Source organism: Rhizomicrobium palustre, from assembly GCF_011761565.1.
GTDB classification, from domain to species: Bacteria; Pseudomonadota; Alphaproteobacteria; order Micropepsales; family Micropepsaceae; genus Rhizomicrobium; species Rhizomicrobium palustre.
Genome location: NZ_JAASRM010000001.1, coordinates 572,926 through 590,460, shown reverse-complemented (window position 1 = coordinate 590,460; position 17,535 = coordinate 572,926). Strand labels below are relative to the sequence as shown.

At 59.7% G+C, this 17,535-nt stretch carries 18 protein-coding genes; 11 read left to right on the top strand and 7 right to left on the bottom strand.

The genetic code is table 11. The features are described 5' to 3' along the window. Positions 1-62: 62 nt before the first annotated feature. Together FHS83_RS02475 and FHS83_RS02470 are read right to left on the bottom strand one after the other, a co-directional pair. Positions 63-1,238, bottom strand: a complete 1,176-nt coding sequence (locus FHS83_RS02475) for a zinc-dependent alcohol dehydrogenase (protein WP_167080552.1) — start codon at positions 1,236-1,238, stop codon at positions 63-65. 56 nt (positions 1,239-1,294) lie between these two features. Continuing rightward, positions 1,295-2,101 carry an SDR family NAD(P)-dependent oxidoreductase gene (locus FHS83_RS02470; RefSeq protein WP_167080548.1) on the bottom strand — a complete coding sequence of 269 codons (807 nt, stop codon included), beginning with the start codon at positions 2,099-2,101 and terminating at the stop codon, positions 1,295-1,297. An 82-nt stretch (positions 2,102-2,183) separates the two neighbouring features. Between FHS83_RS02470 and FHS83_RS02465 the strand changes: the two genes are divergently transcribed. Continuing rightward, a complete protein-coding gene (locus tag FHS83_RS02465; protein WP_167080544.1) occupies positions 2,184-2,669 on the top strand; it encodes a GNAT family N-acetyltransferase in 486 nt (161 codons plus the stop codon). Between the two features lie 3 nt (positions 2,670-2,672). Here FHS83_RS02465 and FHS83_RS02460 read toward each other — a convergent pair whose 3' ends face one another. Continuing rightward, a complete protein-coding gene (locus FHS83_RS02460) occupies positions 2,673-3,491 on the bottom strand; it encodes a helix-turn-helix domain-containing protein (protein ID WP_167080541.1) in 819 nt (272 codons plus the stop codon). A gap of 118 nt (positions 3,492-3,609) precedes the next feature. On the opposite strand from FHS83_RS02460, the gene FHS83_RS02455 reads away from it, so the two are divergent. After that, positions 3,610-3,834, top strand: a complete 225-nt coding sequence (locus FHS83_RS02455; RefSeq protein WP_167080538.1) for a hypothetical protein — start codon at positions 3,610-3,612, stop codon at positions 3,832-3,834. A 24-nt stretch (positions 3,835-3,858) separates the two neighbouring features. Here the strand turns inward: FHS83_RS02455 and ybaK are convergent, their stop codons facing one another. The 3 genes from ybaK to FHS83_RS02440 all read right to left on the bottom strand — a co-directional run bounded on the left by ybaK (position 3,859) and on the right by FHS83_RS02440 (position 6,512). After that, complete coding sequence (gene ybaK / locus FHS83_RS02450) at positions 3,859-4,332, bottom strand: Cys-tRNA(Pro) deacylase (RefSeq protein WP_167080534.1); 474 nt, start codon at positions 4,330-4,332, stop codon at positions 3,859-3,861. Further along, complete coding sequence (locus tag FHS83_RS19590; RefSeq protein WP_167080532.1) at positions 4,332-4,892, bottom strand: sugar O-acetyltransferase; 561 nt, start codon at positions 4,890-4,892, stop codon at positions 4,332-4,334. Before FHS83_RS19590 ends, ybaK begins: the two co-directional genes overlap by 1 nt. A 207-nt stretch (positions 4,893-5,099) precedes the next feature. Beyond that, positions 5,100-6,512, bottom strand: a complete 1,413-nt coding sequence (locus FHS83_RS02440; protein WP_167080530.1) for a phenylacetate--CoA ligase family protein — start codon at positions 6,510-6,512, stop codon at positions 5,100-5,102. Between the two features lie 269 nt (positions 6,513-6,781). Between FHS83_RS02440 and FHS83_RS02435 the strand changes: the two genes are divergently transcribed. Then, positions 6,782-6,940 (top strand): hypothetical protein, encoded by a 159-nt coding sequence (locus FHS83_RS02435; protein ID WP_167080528.1) that lies wholly within the window; start codon positions 6,782-6,784, stop codon positions 6,938-6,940. Positions 6,941-7,174: 234 nt separating this feature from the next. On the opposite strand, the gene FHS83_RS02430 is transcribed toward FHS83_RS02435, so the two are convergent. Further along, positions 7,175-8,185, bottom strand: a complete 1,011-nt coding sequence (locus FHS83_RS02430; RefSeq protein ID WP_167080526.1) for a DUF4062 domain-containing protein — start codon at positions 8,183-8,185, stop codon at positions 7,175-7,177. Positions 8,186-8,973: 788 nt separating this feature from the next. On the opposite strand from FHS83_RS02430, the gene guaB reads away from it, so the two are divergent. From guaB to FHS83_RS02390, 8 genes are all read left to right on the top strand, one after another. Continuing rightward, positions 8,974-10,452 (top strand): IMP dehydrogenase, encoded by a 1,479-nt coding sequence (gene guaB / locus FHS83_RS02425; RefSeq protein WP_167080524.1) that lies wholly within the window; start codon positions 8,974-8,976, stop codon positions 10,450-10,452. Next, complete coding sequence (locus tag FHS83_RS02420; RefSeq protein ID WP_167080522.1) at positions 10,453-11,637, top strand: RsmB/NOP family class I SAM-dependent RNA methyltransferase; 1,185 nt, start codon at positions 10,453-10,455, stop codon at positions 11,635-11,637. A 12-nt stretch (positions 11,638-11,649) separates the two neighbouring features. Next, on the top strand, positions 11,650-13,194 hold the full coding sequence (guaA, locus tag FHS83_RS02415; RefSeq protein WP_167080521.1) for a glutamine-hydrolyzing GMP synthase: 1,545 nt from the start codon (positions 11,650-11,652) through the stop codon (positions 13,192-13,194). Positions 13,195-13,269: 75 nt separating this feature from the next. Beyond that, positions 13,270-13,947: a response regulator transcription factor gene (locus FHS83_RS02410; protein ID WP_167080519.1), complete on the top strand. Its 678-nt coding sequence runs from the start codon at positions 13,270-13,272 to the stop codon at positions 13,945-13,947. After that, on the top strand, positions 13,925-15,295 hold the full coding sequence (locus tag FHS83_RS02405; RefSeq protein WP_167080517.1) for a sensor histidine kinase: 1,371 nt from the start codon (positions 13,925-13,927) through the stop codon (positions 15,293-15,295). The genes FHS83_RS02410 and FHS83_RS02405 overlap by 23 nt, the downstream gene beginning before the upstream one ends. Before the next feature lie 155 nt (positions 15,296-15,450). Then, positions 15,451-15,900, top strand: a complete 450-nt coding sequence (locus FHS83_RS02400; RefSeq protein ID WP_208414192.1) for a TlpA disulfide reductase family protein — start codon at positions 15,451-15,453, stop codon at positions 15,898-15,900. Beyond that, positions 15,884-16,123, top strand: a complete 240-nt coding sequence (locus tag FHS83_RS02395; RefSeq protein ID WP_167080513.1) for a DUF4266 domain-containing protein — start codon at positions 15,884-15,886, stop codon at positions 16,121-16,123. The genes FHS83_RS02400 and FHS83_RS02395 overlap by 17 nt, the downstream gene beginning before the upstream one ends. After that, on the top strand, positions 16,114-17,523 hold the full coding sequence (locus tag FHS83_RS02390) for a DUF3570 domain-containing protein (RefSeq protein ID WP_167080511.1): 1,410 nt from the start codon (positions 16,114-16,116) through the stop codon (positions 17,521-17,523). Before FHS83_RS02395 ends, FHS83_RS02390 begins: the two co-directional genes overlap by 10 nt. Positions 17,524-17,535: the final 12 nt, after the last annotated feature.

The window sequence follows — 17,535 nt, the reverse complement described above, 5'->3', positions numbered from 1 at the left end:
GATTTTTTCTGAGGGGCTTGTGCCGCTTGCGAGGAAAAACGTCGTTTCCCGTTGGCCTGTTCCTAACCGTGCGGGCGCATCACCACTTTGATGCAGCCATCCTTCTTGTCACGGAAGGTCTTGTACATTTCCGGGCCATCTTCGAGGCCGCAGCGGTGGGTGATGACAAAAGACGGATCGATTTTGCCTTCCTGGATGGCACGGATCAGCGTGGGCAAATAATTGAGCACGTTGCATTGCCCCGCTTTGATGGTGAGACCCTTCTGCACCGCCGCCCCGAAAGGAAAGCCGTTGAGATAACCACCGAAAACACCCGAAACCGAGACCGTGCCGCCCGCCCGCACATTGCGGATGCAGTCGCGCAAGGCGTGGATGCGGTCGGTGCCAAGACCCGTGGCGGCAAGCGCGCGGTCCCCGAATGCATCCCAGCTTCCGGTTCCATGGGCTTCCATGCCCACCGCTTCAATCACCCTGTCAGGTCCGCGCCCCTTGGTGATCGCGTTGAGGCGGTCATAAACATCTTCCTGTTCGAAGTTGATCGCCTCGGCACCTGCCGCTGCCGCCATGGTAAGGCGCTCCGGCACGCGATCAATGACGACGACATGCCCGGCACCCAGCATCTGGGCAGAGCGCAGCGCCATTTGGCCAACCGGCCCCGCGCCCCAGATCGCCACCGTCTCGCCCGGCTCGATCTGCGCATAGGTCGCGCCTTGATAGCCGGTCGGCAGAATGTCCGTCAGGAATAGTAATTGTTCGTCTGTGAAACCCTCTGGAACTTTGGTGGGCGCGACATCGGCGAAAGGCACGCGCACATATTCGGCCTGTCCGCCGGGGTAATGGCCGGTAAGATGGGAATAGCCGAAAAGCCCGCCACATTGATGGCCGAACATTTCGGCCGCCTTGTCGCTGTCGCGATTGGTGCGTTCGCAGCAGCTCCACAGGCCTTTCTGGCAGAAGAAGCATTCGCCGCAGCAAATGGTGAAGGGCACGATCACCCTGTCGCCGACCTTGAGCTTGGAATTTCCAGAGCCGACCTCGACCACCTCGCCCATGAATTCATGGCCCAAAATGTCGCCACTCATCATGGCCGGGATATAGCCGTCATACAGGTGCAAATCCGAACCGCAGATGGCGGTGGAGGTGACTTTCACAATTGCGTCGCGCGGTTCCTCGATGATGGGATCGGGAACCGTATCGCAACGAACGTCGTTTCGGCCGTGCCAGACTAGCGCGCGCATGGACCTCTCCGTGGTGGTGCCTGCACACAACTGCGCCAAACACCCTCCCGTTCCCTCTAAAGAGGTGCAACCTTGTTCTCGCTCGGCTTTTCCGCGCTGCCGGGTTCTGTTTGGGCGCGGTGCTGTTCGGCCAGGACCGAGGCGGGCATCACGCGCGTCATGGCGACTTGCACCTTATTCATCAGGCCCGTGATGACGCCGCTATCGCCCGACATCATCGCTTCATAGCCTTGGTGTGCCACTTCTTCGGGCGACATCTTTTTGTCGGTACCAAGCTTGGTGTCGGTGAGACCGGCGCGCTCGAAGAATTTGGTATCCGTCGCCCCAGGCATCAAACAGGTCACGCTCACACCGCTATCTTTCAGCTCGTTGCGCAATGCGGCGGCGAAAGAATCCAGGAACGCCTTGGAGGCGTTATAGACCGCCTGGAAACTGCCGGGCATGAACCCTGCGATGGAGCCGGTGATCAGAATGCGCCCATGGCCTTTGGCTGCCATCTGCCGTCCGATCTGATGGATAAGATAGAGCGTGCCGGTGACATTGGTCTCGATCACATAGCGCACGTCCGCGAAATTCTGTTCCAGAAAGCTGTGGCCCAGCCCGCGCCCCGCATTGGCAAGAAGCGCATCCACGCGCCGCCCGCGCACCGCATCCACCAGCTTGTCGACGCCTTCCAAGGTGGCGAGATCCGCTTCCACCGCCTGCACCACGCGCCCGCCTTCGCCGAGTATCCGTGCGGCTTCCTCGATTTCAGGTTCATTAGCGGCGATCAAAAGATCAAAGCCTTCATCGGCGCAGCGCTTGGCAAGCTCGAAGCCGATGCCAGAAGAGGCACCGGTCACAATCGCGAACGGTCGTTCCATATCAAAATCTCCGGGGTATCACCCAAGCAACGGACCGGTAGAGGCGTTGTTCCCCCCGTGACGCTTATGTTAGGAAGCGGCTATGCTCGCCGCCGTAAAACCTCTCGGTTCCGACGATTTCTCGCTGATTGAAACGCTCGCCTGCCGCATTTGGCCGAGCGCCTATGACGGGATTCTCTCGCCCGAGCAGATCGAGAACATCCTCTCGAAAATCTATAATCCCGCCAACCTTGCCCAGGAACTTGGCGATGGTCACCGCTTCTGGGGCGCGTTCATGGGCGCGGCGGCGCTTGGTTTTGCCTCGGGCTATCGCAAAGGGGCGGTGATCTGGATCAAGAAGCTCTATGTCCTGCCAGAGGCACAAGGTACTGGCGTTGGGAAGCTCTTGCTGCAGGCGGCGATCGACGGGTTCTCGCCGGGCGAAGAGGCCCGCCTTTATGTCAATGGCGGCAACACTTCCGCGCAAGGCTTTTACGTGCGCCAGGGTTTTTCCCATGCTGACACGGTGAAGGTGCGCATGGGCGATTACGACTTCACCGATTTTATTTTCGCAAAAAAGCTGGTGTAGGGCTCACAGAAACGGCGGGGCGCCGTCGCCGATTTCGAGCGCCCGCGCCTCTTCGACATAGCTTTTCCAGCGACGCGGATTCAGTCCCATCTTCACCGCCAGATCGCGGATTTGGGTGAGATCGCGTGCGCCATGGCTGTTCAAGAGCGTGCCGCTTTCCCAGATCTCTTTCCAATAGGCATTGAAAAAGGTTTTCACCGAAGAGCCGGAGAGCCGCAGTAATGGCCGTCCTGTTACTGGAAAACCGCGCCAATAGGCGCCCAGGAACACTTCATCCTCATCGAAGCACCAGGCTCCTAAGAACGGACCAATCTCTTGAAGCCCGATACAATAGGCTTTGGCGTAATAGGGCCGCCCGTCATAAATGAGGATGTTGTGCAGCACCTCTTTCAGCCGGTCGAGCGTGTAGAAAATCTCGGCGCGCTCAACGGAGATCTCGCCCTTTCGCAAACGCTCGCCCATCACCGCGCGTGCCTCGCGCTGCACATTGCAGGTGGTGGAATAGGGTGAGCCCAGCCTTGCGCTGCGGATCATCTTCTTGGCGCGGCGGGCGCAGTCGGCCAGCACAGCGGGAAAATCTTCGGCCACATCCAGCACCGCCACGCGGGCCGGGGCGAACACTTCTTCCTCCGGCGACATCAGCGCGGCAAGGTCGAAATCCAGGGCCTTCGCCAGCTTTGTGCGCACCGTGTCGCGCGGCAGCCGCTTGCCGCTTTCCCATCCCGCGATGGAGGAGACGTCGACGCCGATTTTGCGTGCGAGTACGGCCCGCGAAATGCCCTTGGCTTCGCGCAGCCTTCTGATGCGTGTACCGACGATCATAGCGGGAGGCGCGTTCGGGGGCGGAGATTCACGAAAATTCACGAATATGCACTCTTCCCGAATTAGCGGATCGCCCATAGCCATGGTGTGGGCGTGAAGGAAGGCGCCGGGGGACGCCATGACACGAAAACCCAAAGCGCTGAAATCGCTCTTGGCTGAAATCGATACGGCAATCAAGAGTACGCGTGCCGCTGGCCATGTCGAAACCGCTGCGATGCTACGGCTGGCACGGATTGATCTGATGCTGAGGGCTGCCGGGATTTCGGCGAGCGAGGTGCCGCTCGATCTCGTCCACGAGGCGGCAAAGACCGCAAAAAGGGCTCCTAAGCGCCCGCGCGGATGATGTTTTCGCCAGTAGATGGAACTGTCACGCGGCAATGTCCGCGGTCACGGCATTCAGTATACGAACAATGTCGCCGGGCACCATTTCCACCTGCAGCCCTCTTTGTCCGCCATTCAGAAACACCCGCGTCTCATTCAGCGCCGCCGCGTCTAGCACTACCGGTACGCGTTTCTTCTGGCCGAAGGGTGAGATGCCGCCGACATGATAGCCGGTGAGTCGCTCGGCCTCTTCGGGCTTCATCATCGCGGCGGATTTGCCTTTGAGGGCGGCGGCGAGTTTCTTCATGCTGACTTCGCGGTCCGAGGCAAGCACGGCGCAGACCGGTTTGCCGTCCAGGATCAGCATCAAGGTCTTCAACACCCGGTGTGGCTCTACCCCGATTGCCTCAGCGGCGGCGAGCCCGATGCGATCGGCTGCGGGGTCATAGTCATATTCGCGTAACGCGAATTCGACGCCTTGGGATTTCAGAAATTGTGTCGCGCGGGTGGAATGCGCCATTACTTGGCTCCATTGAGCTTCTTGACCACCACGGCAGGGTTGCCCACCGCCAGGCTGTCCGGCGGGATGTCCTTGGTCACCACCGCGCCCGCGCCGATCACGCTGCGATCGCCAATCGTCACGCCGGGGCAGATGGTGACATGGCCGCCGATCCAGCAGCGCTCGCCGATCACCACGGGGGCCACGTCTTCCCATTGCGCGCGTTCCTCCACGCCCAAGGGGTGGCGAGCCGTGTAGATGTGCACGCCCGGCGCGATCAGCGTGTGCGCCCCGATGGTGATGGTGCCGCCGTCCAGGAAGACGCAGCCGAAATTCACAAAGACATGCTCGCCGGCCTTGATATAGACGCCATAATCGCAGTGGAACGGCGGCTCGAGGTAAAGATCCTTGGCGGAGTTCGGGCAAAGCTCGTTGATGACCGCCTGCATATTGTCCGAATGATATTCGGTCACGTTCAGCCGGTGCAGGATCTTCTTGACCTTCTTGCGTACCGCGATCAGCTCGGGCCCATGCGCATCAAAGGGCTCGCCCGCCAGCATCTTCTCTTCTTCGGTCTTCATCGCCGACTCCTGCATGAGCCAGCAACAGAGCACTTTACAATCTGCCTGTCATCCCGGACGCGCCCGCAAAGATCGCGTCGTCTTGCACTTGGGCGCAAGCCGGGACCCACTAGGAAATCTGAACAATGTTGGAGTAGGTCCCGGCTCCGCGCGCCCTCTGCTCTCGCAGAGAACGCTTGGCCGGGATGACAAATTTGCTGACTCTTTTCACCGCGCCAGCGGCAGGTAATGTTTCAGCTTGCCGGCGGCACTGCGGGCGAGGGTGTCGATTTTCTCCACAGAGACCTCGGGGGCTTCAAGGCCATAACCGCGCAAGGCCTCTTCCATGCGGCGCAGCAGCCGCGCTTCGTCGACGGGTCTGTCGGCGCGATAGAGAAGATGGGCGCCGTTTTCGGTCTGGCGGAATTGGTATTCCAGGATATCGGGCTGCTCCAGCACCGAAAGCTCGAGCGTCGCGGGCAGTATCGCGACATCCTTATAGACGAAGCGGTCGGCGGTGCGCCCATGCACCTGCACCACCTTGGCATGCACAGACCCGCAAGGGCAGGGCTCGGTGGCGAATTCGAACACGTCGTCGATCTGATAGCGCAGGATCGGCAGCGCCTTGTTGTAGAAATTGCTGAAATAGATGCCCGCCGAAAGCTCACCTGGCGCCACTGGTTCACCCGCCGCGTTCACTGGCTCGATGGCGACCAGATCCTCGCAGACATGATAGCCGCCAAAGCGGCAGGCAAAGGTCCCGCCGCCTTCGGTCGTGCCCCAGCAGGTCAGGATATCGGCCTCGGGCCAGGTCTCTTGCGCCAGCGCCGCGATGCCGGGATGAAGCTGTTCGCCGCCGAAATAGAAGGCGCGCGGGGCGATGTTGATCCGCCCATGCCGCTGGGCTTCCGCCAGCTCGGCCACCAGGCTTGGATAGGCGAAGACGAAATGCGGCTGCAGCGCGTTCAGCTTATCGAGATTATCCGGCAGCGAGCGCCAGCCCGATAAGAGCGTGGTGGGATTTTTGGGATTGGAGAAAATCCGCCCCAGAATGAACGAGCCATGATTGGAGGCCTCGCCGCCGACCGACACCACCTTCACCCCATCGGGAATAGAGATGCCCTGTTGGGCGAGCGGCAGCATAGAGGCGAAGAAGCCGCGCGCCATGCTCGCCCAAAGCCGCGCCAGGGAATCGAAATCATAGACAAAGATGCCGGGCCGCCCGCCGGTCCCGCCGGAGGACATCAGAACATGGTCCTCCCAGATATAGAATTGGTCACGATGGGTGCGAAGCGCGGCCTCCGCCTCGGCGCGGCTGGCTCCGGGGATGGTAAGGATGGAGTCCCAATTCTCCATCAGATCGTTCTTGGTCATCACCGGAATGCGTTTCAGGTCGTCAAGGGTCGCGGTCTCGGCGTCAATATGGGCAAGCCGGTCCTTCCACCAGGGCGAATGGGTCTTGGCATGGGCGAGCATGTCACGAAAGGCCTGGGTGCGATGCAGGTCCAGCTCGCCGCGAGGCCAATACATGCGCTGGATCATCTCCGGCAAAAGCGCATATAAATGTTTCAGATGCGCCGCGCGGCGGGCTTCCACGCCGGTATCTCCGCGAAAATCATCAAGACTGATTGCTTCTGCCATAGCCGCCCGCCCCCATTGCACCAGCGTCTCAAGCTTAGGGTTCGGGCCGGGTGTTGAGAAGGCGAGGGGCTCAACGCATATGAAGGCCCGCCCTACAGAAGACGAACAGCGCTCCCCGGATTGTGAAATGGGTGGGGACCGAGCCGGGGCCGCCCCCGTGCGAGCCCTGCGTTCCATCTCCGCTGATTTTGCACCAAATGCATAGCTCAGCGCTAGTGCGCGCGGGCCAACGGGTTTGCTAAGCTGAAGGCCAGCTTTCAGGAGCAGCCATGTTCGGCATCATCACGGCCTTCTTCGCCCTCATCGCCGCCTTCATCGGCGGCATCTTCCGCCTCATCACCAGCATCCTCGGCGGCTGCTTCGGCATGGTGATGCTGGGAATGATCTTAGCGGTCGTGGTGCTGGTGGCCGTGCTGCATGGGTTTTGAGATCAGCCTTTAACCCTCCCCTTGAGGGAGGGTCGAAAAATGCGAAAGCATTTTTCGGGGAGGGGTATGTCGAGGCGCTATCAGCGTGACACGCCGTCTCTGCAGCGACTAACCCCTCCCCGAAATTCCCGCCGCTGCGCGGCAATAATTTCGACCCTCCCTCAAGGGGAGGGTTAGAGGGTGACAAAATCCGTCACTTCAGCGCACCGCACACGGCGGTTTATCGGGCTGGGGTTACTTTGAGCGTTTCTTTGTCTGCAATTTGGGTTTCTTTGTCGATTTGACGGTCATTGCGTTAAGCATGGCTCTGTCACCTGCTTCGGTGAGCCCCCACAATCGATCTTTCTCGCTATCCCAATATCTAGTTTCGATAAATCCATAAGCTGTGAACTGTGCTCGAATAGTATCAAACGTTTCGTCAGGTAAGTAGAATGTCCCGAATTGTCCTGCTGCAAGGTTTGAACACAGTTGCTTCCGCAACCATGATTCCCATGCATTTTCCGCTATGCGCGGTGCGATTATCCTGAATAAGTTCGACCAGTTCTCGGACACTTCGTATTCGTCACCCTCTGAATACAAAACGAAATCGAACGCTTCATCCATATCTGCCAAGCGCTCCGTGGCGGCTTCGTTCTTTTTGATTTGTGCGTCTATCCTGTCTTCAAGGGCTTTGATTTCGCCTTTTAAAAAGCGGTTTTCCTTGGCTAGAGCGTTGATGTCGCTAAGGGCTGCGCTCGTAGCGATCTGATTTGCACGTACCCAACCTTCGGCCGGATAGGTCTTAATCATTTTTGTGAGGGCTAGGGCAACTAAGCCCGGCAATTCGGAAGCGGAATTCCAGAATTTGACTAGGCGATTACTGCAGACCTTTTTTCGAAATTCGCTAAGTCTATGGCGCAAATCTTCGCCAAGCTCTGAGTGTTCTATGCTCAGTTTTTCGGGCGAGCCATGAACAAACGCGAGAATTTTTAGAGGCTTCGAAACTGCATAGTCAAATTCTCGCTCCGTGAAGCTCATGCCGCTTGCGGAAATCGAGCCATATCGCCCGCCGAGGATTAGAACATAATAATCGCAATCATCGATAACCTTTTTGATGAAATCCCATTGTTCATCATCTGAAGCTGGAAACAGCTCCATTCCGGCGGGAATGCAATCCATCTCCATGAGCGTCTGGATGACTTTGTGACGCTCATCTTTAAGGTCTGCATAAGTCGAGCTTACGAATACCTGATATCTTTTATTCATATAAAGAACTCGGTCGATCAATTACGGGAATCAACCGAAAGTATATTTCGCTTCCTGAGTATTCAGAAGAGTTTCAAGATCCCCCTCACGCCAGCTTGCCAAGCGTGCTGGCAGCGAACAGCATTACGGCGATGAGAACGCCCCATTTGCCGGCGATCAGATACGCCATCGATGCGAAGAAGATCAGAAACCCGAACCCAGCCATCCCCGGTACCATACGCTACGCTCCGCCGCCGCTTCTGCGATGCGGGCCGCTTCTTCGGGCGGCTGATGGCCCAAGCTACAGGGCGGGTGGTAAATCCTTGGTTCGCCAAAATGGTTAAGCAGGCTTGAAAGCGCGCGGCGCGCCACCCATGTAAAAGAATCGCGCAAAAGTAGCGCGAGAAAATTGCTCTTTGAAAATGGAAGGTGAGGCCGCCGCCGCAGGTGTCCCGATACTGCCCAGGGCGTTTCGCGACGCCCTCCTAATAAGGCGTTTTTTCTTATTATTCATCGAGTTACCGGAAAAATCGCCGATTTGTTTTCACGTTTTTTGTTTTCGCGTTGCCCTGCTTTTTCGCCGCGCGGGCGCCAAGTCTGCTCCTGCGCCTTGCTTCCGCCCCGACTCGCTGCTACAGGCTCATGGCTCCAAACACGATGTTGCTCGCACCGACCGGCCCCACCCGGCGGCGTTTGCGCACATCAAGAGTTCCGGCGTCTTCGGGCGCCACAGAGATAAAAGGCAGGGCGCGCCGGCCCGCCGAAACCCTTCGAAGGGGGCGCGCTCCGAACGAAAGGACGCGTGCGCCATGACCGAGATCCGGCAAGCTCTCACTTTTGACGATGTGCTGCTGGTGCCGGCGGCGTCGGATGTCCTGCCGGCCGCGGTCGATACCCGCACCCGCCTCACCAAGAGCATCGAGCTTGGCATTCCGCTGCTCTCCGCCGCGATGGATACGGTGACGGAATCGCCGCTTGCCATCGCCATGGCCCAGTCCGGCGGCATGGGCGTCATTCACAAGAACCTTTCCATCGAAGAGCAGGCCGAGCATGTGCGCCGCGTGAAGCGCTATGAAAGCGGCATGGTGGTGAACCCGCTCACGATTTCGCCGGATGCGCCGCTCTCCGACGCGCTGACCCTGATGGAACGCCACAACATTTCCGGCGTACCGGTGGTGGTGGGCGCAAGCGCGGGCCAGCCGGGCAAGCTCGTCGGCATTCTCACCCATCGCGATGTGCGCTTTGCCATCGATCCCAATCAGCCGGTTTCCGAGCTGATGACCAAAGATAATCTGTGTACGGTTGAACCCGGCGTCTCCATGGGCCGGGCGCGCAAGTTCCTGCACGAACGCCGCATCGAAAAGCTTCTGGTGGTCGATGAAGAGTATCGCTGCATCGGCCTCATCACCGTGAAGGATATCGAGAAGGCACAGAAATTCCCCAACGCCTGCAAGGACGAGCGTGGCCGCCTGCGCGTTGCCGCCGCCACTTCCACGGGGCCGGATGGCATCAAGCGCGCCATGGCGCTGATCGAAGCGGAAGTCGATGTCGTGGTCGTCGATACCGCGCATGGCCATTCCAAGGGCGTGTTGCAGACCATCGAAGCGATCAAGAAAGAATCCAATTACACGCAGGTTCTGGGCGGCAATGTCGCCACCGCGGAAGGCGCGCGGGCGCTGATCGAAGCGGGCGCGGATGCGATCAAGGTCGGCATCGGCCCGGGCTCGATCTGCACCACCCGCATCGTCGCGGGCGTTGGCGTGCCCCAGCTCACCGCCATCATGGATGCGGTTGGCGAGGCCAATAAACACGGCGTTCCGGTGGTTGCCGATGGCGGCATCAAATATTCCGGCGATCTCGCCAAAGCGATTGCCGCGGGCGCCTCGGTTGCCATGGTGGGCTCGCTGCTCGCGGGCACCGAAGAAGCGCCGGGCGAGGTTTTCCTCTTCCAAGGCCGTTCCTACAAAGGCTATCGCGGCATGGGCTCCTTGGGCGCCATGGCCCGCGGCTCGGCGGATCGCTATTTCCAATCGGAAGTGAAAGACAATCTGAAGCTGGTGCCGGAAGGCGTTGAAGGCCAGGTGCCGTATAAGGGCCCGGTCTCGGGCGTCATCCATCAGATCATCGGCGGCCTGCGCGCGGCCATGGGCTACACCGGCTGCCCGACGGTCAAAGACTTCCACGAGAAGGCCAAATTCGTGCGCATCACCGGCGCGGGCCTTTCCGAAAGCCATGTCCATGATGTGATGGTCACGCGCGAAAGCCCGAACTATCCGGGAGTGCATTAATTGACACCAGCCGCGCGCCTTCAAGCCGCCATCGAGGTGCTCGCCGCCCTCGAACAGACGGCGGAACCCGCGGATAAAGCCTTGCGCGATTTCTTTCGCGCCCGCCGTTATGCGGGTTCGAAGGATCGCGCGGCAGTGGCCGAGCGCGTCTACGACGTGCTGCGCCATTATTATTCCTATTCCTTCCGTATGCAGAGTAGCTGGCCGCGCCGCTTGGTGCTCGCCTCGCTGCTGGCCGAAGGGGCCGATCCTGCGGCGCTCTTCACCGGCGGCCAATATGCACCGGAAGCCCTCGATGCGGGCGAGCTTGCCGCCATTGGTGCCACGCCTGGCGATGCGCCCAAGCATGTGCAGGGCGAATTCCCCGCATGGCTGGAGCCGGAACTCACCGCCGCATTCGGTGAAAGCCTCCTTGCCGAAATGTCGGCGATGGGGGCTCGCGCCTCCATCGACATCCGCGCCAACACGCTGAAGACAAGCCGCGAAAACCTCGCCGCCGCTTTGGCCGAAGAGGGCTTCGAAGCCCAGCCCACGCCGCGCTCACCTTCCGGCCTGCGCTTATCCGGCGCGACCACCGCAAAACTTTCCGCGTCAAAGCTCTTTCTCGAAGGCCATTTCGAATTTCAGGATGAAGCCGCGCAAGTCTGCGCCGAGCTTTGCGCCGTCAAACCCGGCCAGCGCGTGCTGGATTATGCCGCGGGCGGTGGCGGCAAGACTCTCTCGCTCGCAGCTCTGATGCAGAACAAGGGCGAGATCATCGCCCATGATATCTCCGCCGCGCGTCTCGCCATGCTGCCGCCCCGCGCCGAGCGGGCAGGTGTCACTATCGCCAAGACCAGCACCAACAAGCCGTCCGGCCTTTTCGATGTCGTGTTGCTCGATGCGCCCTGCAGCGGCACCGGAACCTGGCGCCGTCAGCCCGAGCTGCGCGTCCGCTTAACGCTCGAACGCCTTGCCGAGCTAGCAGCGCTGCAAGCCGAGCTGCTCGTAAAGGCCGCGAGCTTCGTGAAGCCGGGCGGCAAGCTCGTTTACGCCACCTGCTCGGTGCTGCCGCGCGAAAATGAAGAGCAGATCGCGCGCTTCCTCGCCGCGCATCCGGCCTTCACGGCAACGCCCTTCTTCCACGCCACGCCGCATCGGTCCCAAACCGATGGCTTCTTCACCGCTGTTTTGAACCACGCCTGAAAGAGAACGCTCATGTCCGCACCCGTCCTCGTCCTCGACTTTGGTTCCCAGGTCACGCAGCTGATCGCACGGCGCGTGCGCGAAGCGGGCGTCTATTGCGAGATCGTGCCCTATAACAAGGCGGATGCCGCGCTGGCGGAAAAGCCGCGTGCCATCATTCTCTCGGGCGGCCCGTGCAGCGTGCATGAGGATGGCAGCCCCCGCGCCCCGCAAGCGGTGTTCGAAGCGGGCGTGCCGGTGCTCGGCATCTGCTATGGCGAGATGACGATGTGCGAACAGCTTGGCGGCAAGGTGGAAGGCGGTCATGCCCGCGAATTTGGCCGCGCCGACATCCTGTTGCAGAAATCCTCTCCGCTCTTGGAAGGGTTGGGTGATGATCTCGGTCGCGAGCCGGTGTGGATGAGTCATGGCGATAAGATCGTCGCCATTCCGCCGGGCTTTGTCGTTGTGGCGTCGTCCGAGCACTCGCCAAACGCCGTCATCGCAAATGAAGAAAAGCGCTTCTATGGCGTGCAGTTTCATCCCGAGGTGGTCCATACCCCGCGCGGGAGTCAGCTCCTGAAGAACTTCGTCACCAAGATCGCCGGCATCGAGCCCACCTGGAACATGCATGCGTTCAAGGAGCGCGCCATCGCCCGCATCCGCGAGCAGGTCGGCACGGGCCGCGTGATTTGCGGGCTTTCGGGTGGTGTGGATTCCTCTGTCGCTGCGGTGCTGATCCATGAAGCGATTGGCGATCAGCTCACCTGCATCTTTGTCGATACAGGCTTGATGCGCGCGGGCGAGGCGGACGAGGTGGTGAACCTTTTCCGCAACCACTACAACATCCCGCTGCTCCATGCCGAAGCTGCAGATCTCTTTCTCGGCGAGTTGGAGGGCGTTTCCGATCCCGAAAAGAAGCGCAAGATCATCGGCAAGGCCTTTATCGATGTCTTCGATTATGAAGCGGCCAAGGTCGGCGGCGCCGAGTTCCTCGCCCAAGGCACGTTGTACCCTGACGTGATCGAAAGCGTCTCGGCCACGGGCGGTCCCTCGGTCACCATCAAAAGCCATCACAATGTCGGCGGTCTTCCGGCGCATATGAAGATGAAGCTGGTCGAGCCCTTGCGCGAACTCTTCAAGGATGAAGTGCGCGCGCTGGGCCGCGAGCTCGGCTTGCCGGAAAGCTTTGTCGGCCGTCATCCCTTCCCGGGGCCGGGCCTTGCGATCCGCTTACCCGGCGAGATCACGGGCGAGAAGCTCGAAATCTTGCGCAAAGCCGACACCATCTATCTCGAAGAAATCCGCAAAGCCGGTCTTTACGACAAGATCTGGCAGGCTTTCGCGGTGCTGCTCCCCGTCAAGACGGTCGGCGTGATGGGTGATGGCCGCACCTACGATCACGTCTGCGCCTTGCGCGCTGTGACCTCCAGCGATGGCATGACGGCGGATTACTACCCCTTCGAGCACAGCTTCCTCGCCCGCGTCTCGACCCGCATCGTCAATGAGGTGAAAGGCATCAACCGCGTCGTTTACGACATCACCTCCAAGCCCCCGGGAACCATCGAGTGGGAGTGAGGCCCGTCTGACGCGTCGTGCTAGGCAGCTTGTCTCCAGTGGATGATATTGTCCTCGTGATTTGGGTATCGATACATGAGCGACATTTTCCTGATCGAAGACGAACAGAACCTTGCCGATTTTGTCATCCGAGGGCTGACCAAAGAAGGCCATTCGGTCGATCATGCCGCGCGAGGGGATGTGGGGCTCGAGCGCGCCTTGCGCTGCCGTTATGACGCGCTGATTGTTGACCGCATGCTGCCAGGGCTGGATGGGCTTAGCCTCGTCAAGGCATTGCGGGCCAAGCAATGCGCCGTCCCCGTCTTGTTCTTAAGCAATCTTGGTGAGTTGGATGATCGTGTGCTGGGGCTGAATGCGGGCGGCGATGATTATCTGCCCAAGCCTTTCGGCTTCAGCGAGCTCCTGGCGAGGGTGAATGCGTTGTTGCGCCGTCCTGCCGTTTCTGTGGAGCAGATTGTGTTGCGGCTTGGTGAGCTTGAAGTCCATCTCGTCAAACGAGAAGTAAAGCGCTGTGGACAGGACATCGACCTCAAGCCGCGAGAGTTCACTTTGCTCGAATATCTCATGCGCCATGCCAATCAGGTGGTGACGCGGACGATGCTGTTGGAAGGGGTCTGGGGCTATCACTTCGACCCCAAGACCAACATTGTCGAAACCCATATCAGCCGCCTGCGCGCCCGCATCGGCAGCGATATGATCCAGACTGTCCGCGGTTCGGGATATATGATCCATGCGCCTCGCACAGACGCTTAGGTCGGCTAGCTTCAAGCTCTCGGCCGCCTATGTCGGTCTCTTCACCGTTTCGGTGGGCGTTCTGGCAGGGCTCACCTATTTGCTCGCCGTCTCGCGCCTGGAAGCGGATTTCCGCACCCATATCGAAGCAGAGACCCATATGCTGTCGGGAGAGTATGCTTCTGGCGGGGCGCCGAGTCTTCTCCATGCCATCAGCGAGAGGCTACGCAACCGGCTTGCGGGCGGCTTGGATTATACGGTGATCGACGCACAAGGTCGGCGTTTGGCCGGTGCTTTGCCGCCCGGCTCATGCGATGCCGGCTGGAAAACCATCTATGGCCCGCCGGACGGCGACGAGCCTGCAGGGCAGCTGGAAAATCTCGCTGTGCTGGTGACGCCGCTGCCGCAGGGCTATTGCCTGATGATCGGCGACGATTTCGGCAAGGTGAGTGGTTTTGGTTCGCTTATTCTGCGCACCTTCGGCTGGGTGATCCTGGTTTCCCTAACACTGGCCGTAGCGGGTGGAATTTTCCTGTCCTCGCGTTTTCTCAAGCGCATCGATGCTATCAACCGCACTGCGGAAGCGATCATCGAAGGCGATATCCGCCAGCGCATTCCGCGCCGGGCCGCTCCTGATGACCTCGACCGCTTGGCTGCCACGCTCAACCGCATGCTCGACCGCACTACCGAGCTGATGGAGAGCTTGCGTCATGTCACCAGCGACATCGCGCATGATCTGCGCACGCCCTTGGGCCGCCTGCGCAACCAGCTCGAAGACGCGAAAGCCACTGCGGCCACTCCGGACGAATTCCGCGTAACCACCGAACGGGCGATTGCGGAAGTTGATGGGCTGCTTACCACCTTCAGCGCGATCCTGCGCATCGCGCAAATCGAAAGCGGCAGCCGCCGCGCGGGGTTCAAACCGCTTTCGCTCAGCGCCTTGGTGAACGATATCGGTGACAGTTTCGAGGACGCCATTGCCGAAGCAGGAAAGTCGCTTCGGATCGCCGTAGCACCGGATGTTGTTGTGCAGGGGGACGCCGAGCTTCTGAGCCAAGCCTTGATCAATCTCCTCGAGAACGCTGTCCTGCATACGCCTCGCGAGACGGCCATTACGATCAGCCTCGAGCTATGCGAAGGCCAGGCTTGTCTCTCGGTATCCGATAATGGGCCAGGCGTCCCAGAGGCAGATCGCGAGCGTATCTTCAAGCGTTTCTTCCGCCTGGAGCGCAGCCGCAGTTCTGCAGGCAATGGCCTGGGGCTTTCGATTGTGTCGGCTGTGACACAGCTTCATGGCGCGCAGATCACGGTATGCGATAACAAGCCGGGATTGAATGTAACATTGCGGCTGCCGATCTACAGCGATTGATGCAGCTTGCGACGACACCGGTCGCATTTTCCCAAATACGACAAAAAAGACGAGTTCCGGCAATGTCGCCTTAGCCTGCGCTTGCTAGACATCAGGAACATCAAAAAACGCCTTTAACTATCAAACGAAACGGACGGAACATGGGCTACCGCTCCATGCAGCGGCTGCTGCTGTGCCTGATGGCAGCAATGACGCTGGTTATGATGCCGGCTAACGCGGCCGATCTCGATCTCAGCGCTTATAAGGGCAAGGTTGTCTATCTCGATTTCTGGGCCTCGTGGTGCACTCCGTGCCGCCTATCTTTTCCATGGTTGAACGAACTTCAGCGCTCCAATGAAACGCGCGGACTGGTGGTGATCGCCGTTAATGTCGATCACGACAAGGCGCTGGCCGACGAATTCCTCAAGCGCTTCGCCCCGCAATTCAAGGTCGTTTATGACCCAAGCGGCGACATCGCCAGGAAGTATGGGGTCAGGGAAATGCCCACCTCTTTCGTGATCGACCGCAGCGGGCATGTGCGCTTCACCCATGCCGGCTTTTTCCCAAATCAGACCAGCGCCTATTCGGCCCATATCGAGGAGTTGCTGCATGAGCAATTTCGCTAAACGCACTGGCCTGCGGATTGCCGCCTGCCTCGTGGCGGCGACCTCACTGACGAGCTGCACCACCTTCGGTCCGGAGCCCTGGGAAAAGGACTTGATGGCAAAAAAACCGATGCAGATCGATGCCTATGCTTTCGAGAAGGCCGCGGCCGATCACATTTTCTTCAGCAAAGAGGCTTCCAGCGGTGGCCGCGGATTTGCCGGCGGGGGCTGCGGATGCAATTGAAGAAGAGGCAAGGCAAGATTCGCGCGAAGCTCTCGACGCTCTCAGCCAGTCTGATCGCCGCGACCGTGGCGGCGCATGTCGAGCAGGCGGATGCGCAGGCTTACGGCTCGGAATATTACAACACAGTCACCCGTAACGACGATTTCGGCCCGGGCATCGCTTACAGCCAGATTGATGCCGCACTGCTGGTGTATTTCGAACAAAACGGGCGCATCACTGCGATTGAGCCGACCGCAGCTTTGACCGTTCATGGCGCCAAGGATCAGCTTCTGACTTTGGAACTCACAGCCGATGCGGTATCCGGCGCCACGCCGAACGGCGCGGTACGGGCCAATGTCGCACAAACATTCTCGACACCGGCAAGAACCCCTGACTCTTCCTATTCTGTCAGCGGTGCTTCCGGCGGTTCGACCATCGTGCATGTCGCTGGAAACACTTATATCCGGCAATACACCGTGGCGGCCGGGCAGTTGCCGATGGACAAAGGCTTCGAGGATCACCGCGGCGCCTTCAATCTCGGCTATTCTCAGCCTTGGGGATGGCTCACGCAATTCGGCGCGGGTATCGGCTATTCGATGGAGTCCGATTACAGTTCCGCGACCGGCGATGTGCATGCCGCCAAGACCTTCAACAGCAACAACACGACCCTCAGTCTCTCGCTGAATACCGAATATGACACCTCATCGCCTTATGGCGGCGTGCCTGGTGCCTTCGCCTTGGCAGACGGTGCCTGGCGTTCAGAAAAGTCACGCAGCAAGACGCAGCTCGGTTTCGTGTTGGGCTTGACCCAGGTCATGACCAGAAACTGGCTAATGCAGCTCAACTATGCTTACGACCGCCAGAACGGTTATCAAAGCGATCCTTATCGCATCCTCTCCGAGGTCGATTCCGCCAGCGGCGAGCCGCTGCGATATGTCTATGAGAGCCGGCCCGCCAAGCGCAGCAGCCAGAGCGTGTTCTGGGACAATAAGATCAGTCTAGGCCCGACGCTCACCGAGATTTCGGCGCGCTATTTCACCGATAGCTGGGGCATTAAGTCGGTCACCGGCGAGGTTTCCGAGCGCGTCGATCTCACCTCGCGCTTCTTTGTCGAGCCTAGTTTGCGCTATTATCATCAAACAGCGGCGGATTTCTTCCATTACTATCTGGTGAGCGGCCAGGCGCTGCCTGCCTACGCCTCATCCGATACGCGTCTGGGCAAATTCACCTCGATCACCTATGGTGCCAAGCTCGGCTATGCCTTGTCGGGCCGCACTGAGCTCTATGTCCGTGGCGGCTATTATGTGCAGACCGGCAACGGTCATCCCGCCGACGCCATCGGGCAGTTGCAGGGTCAGGATCTCTTTGGCGGTACTAAAGCCATGTTCGCCTTTATCGGCTATACTTGGAACTTCCACTGAATGGGGTTCGCC

What these genes read in the sequence shown, in the direction of transcription:
- FHS83_RS02400 (WP_208414192.1), top strand. Translation starts at nt 15,451, where the DNA reads ATGCAGCGGCTGCTGCTGTGCCTGATGGCAGCAATGACGCTGGTTATG.
- FHS83_RS02405 (WP_167080517.1), top strand. Translation starts at nt 13,925, where the DNA reads ATGCGCCTCGCACAGACGCTTAGGTCGGCTAGCTTCAAGCTCTCGGCC.
- FHS83_RS02435 (WP_167080528.1), top strand. Translation starts at nt 6,782, where the DNA reads ATGTTCGGCATCATCACGGCCTTCTTCGCCCTCATCGCCGCCTTCATC.
- FHS83_RS02440 (WP_167080530.1), bottom strand. Translation starts at nt 6,512, where the DNA reads ATGGCAGAAGCAATCAGTCTTGATGATTTTCGCGGAGATACCGGCGTG.
- FHS83_RS02395 (WP_167080513.1), top strand. Translation starts at nt 15,884, where the DNA reads ATGAGCAATTTCGCTAAACGCACTGGCCTGCGGATTGCCGCCTGCCTC.
- FHS83_RS02460 (WP_167080541.1), bottom strand. Translation starts at nt 3,491, where the DNA reads ATGATCGTCGGTACACGCATCAGAAGGCTGCGCGAAGCCAAGGGCATT.
- guaA (WP_167080521.1), top strand. Translation starts at nt 11,650, where the DNA reads ATGTCCGCACCCGTCCTCGTCCTCGACTTTGGTTCCCAGGTCACGCAG.
- FHS83_RS02465 (WP_167080544.1), top strand. Translation starts at nt 2,184, where the DNA reads ATGCTCGCCGCCGTAAAACCTCTCGGTTCCGACGATTTCTCGCTGATT.
- ybaK (WP_167080534.1), bottom strand. Translation starts at nt 4,332, where the DNA reads ATGGCGCATTCCACCCGCGCGACACAATTTCTGAAATCCCAAGGCGTC.
- FHS83_RS19590 (WP_167080532.1), bottom strand. Translation starts at nt 4,892, where the DNA reads ATGAAGACCGAAGAAGAGAAGATGCTGGCGGGCGAGCCCTTTGATGCG.
- FHS83_RS02475 (WP_167080552.1), bottom strand. Translation starts at nt 1,238, where the DNA reads ATGCGCGCGCTAGTCTGGCACGGCCGAAACGACGTTCGTTGCGATACG.
- FHS83_RS02410 (WP_167080519.1), top strand. Translation starts at nt 13,270, where the DNA reads ATGAGCGACATTTTCCTGATCGAAGACGAACAGAACCTTGCCGATTTT.
- guaB (WP_167080524.1), top strand. Translation starts at nt 8,974, where the DNA reads ATGACCGAGATCCGGCAAGCTCTCACTTTTGACGATGTGCTGCTGGTG.
- FHS83_RS02430 (WP_167080526.1), bottom strand. Translation starts at nt 8,185, where the DNA reads ATGAATAAAAGATATCAGGTATTCGTAAGCTCGACTTATGCAGACCTT.
- FHS83_RS02470 (WP_167080548.1), bottom strand. Translation starts at nt 2,101, where the DNA reads ATGGAACGACCGTTCGCGATTGTGACCGGTGCCTCTTCTGGCATCGGC.
- FHS83_RS02455 (WP_167080538.1), top strand. Translation starts at nt 3,610, where the DNA reads ATGACACGAAAACCCAAAGCGCTGAAATCGCTCTTGGCTGAAATCGAT.
- FHS83_RS02390 (WP_167080511.1), top strand. Translation starts at nt 16,114, where the DNA reads ATGCAATTGAAGAAGAGGCAAGGCAAGATTCGCGCGAAGCTCTCGACG.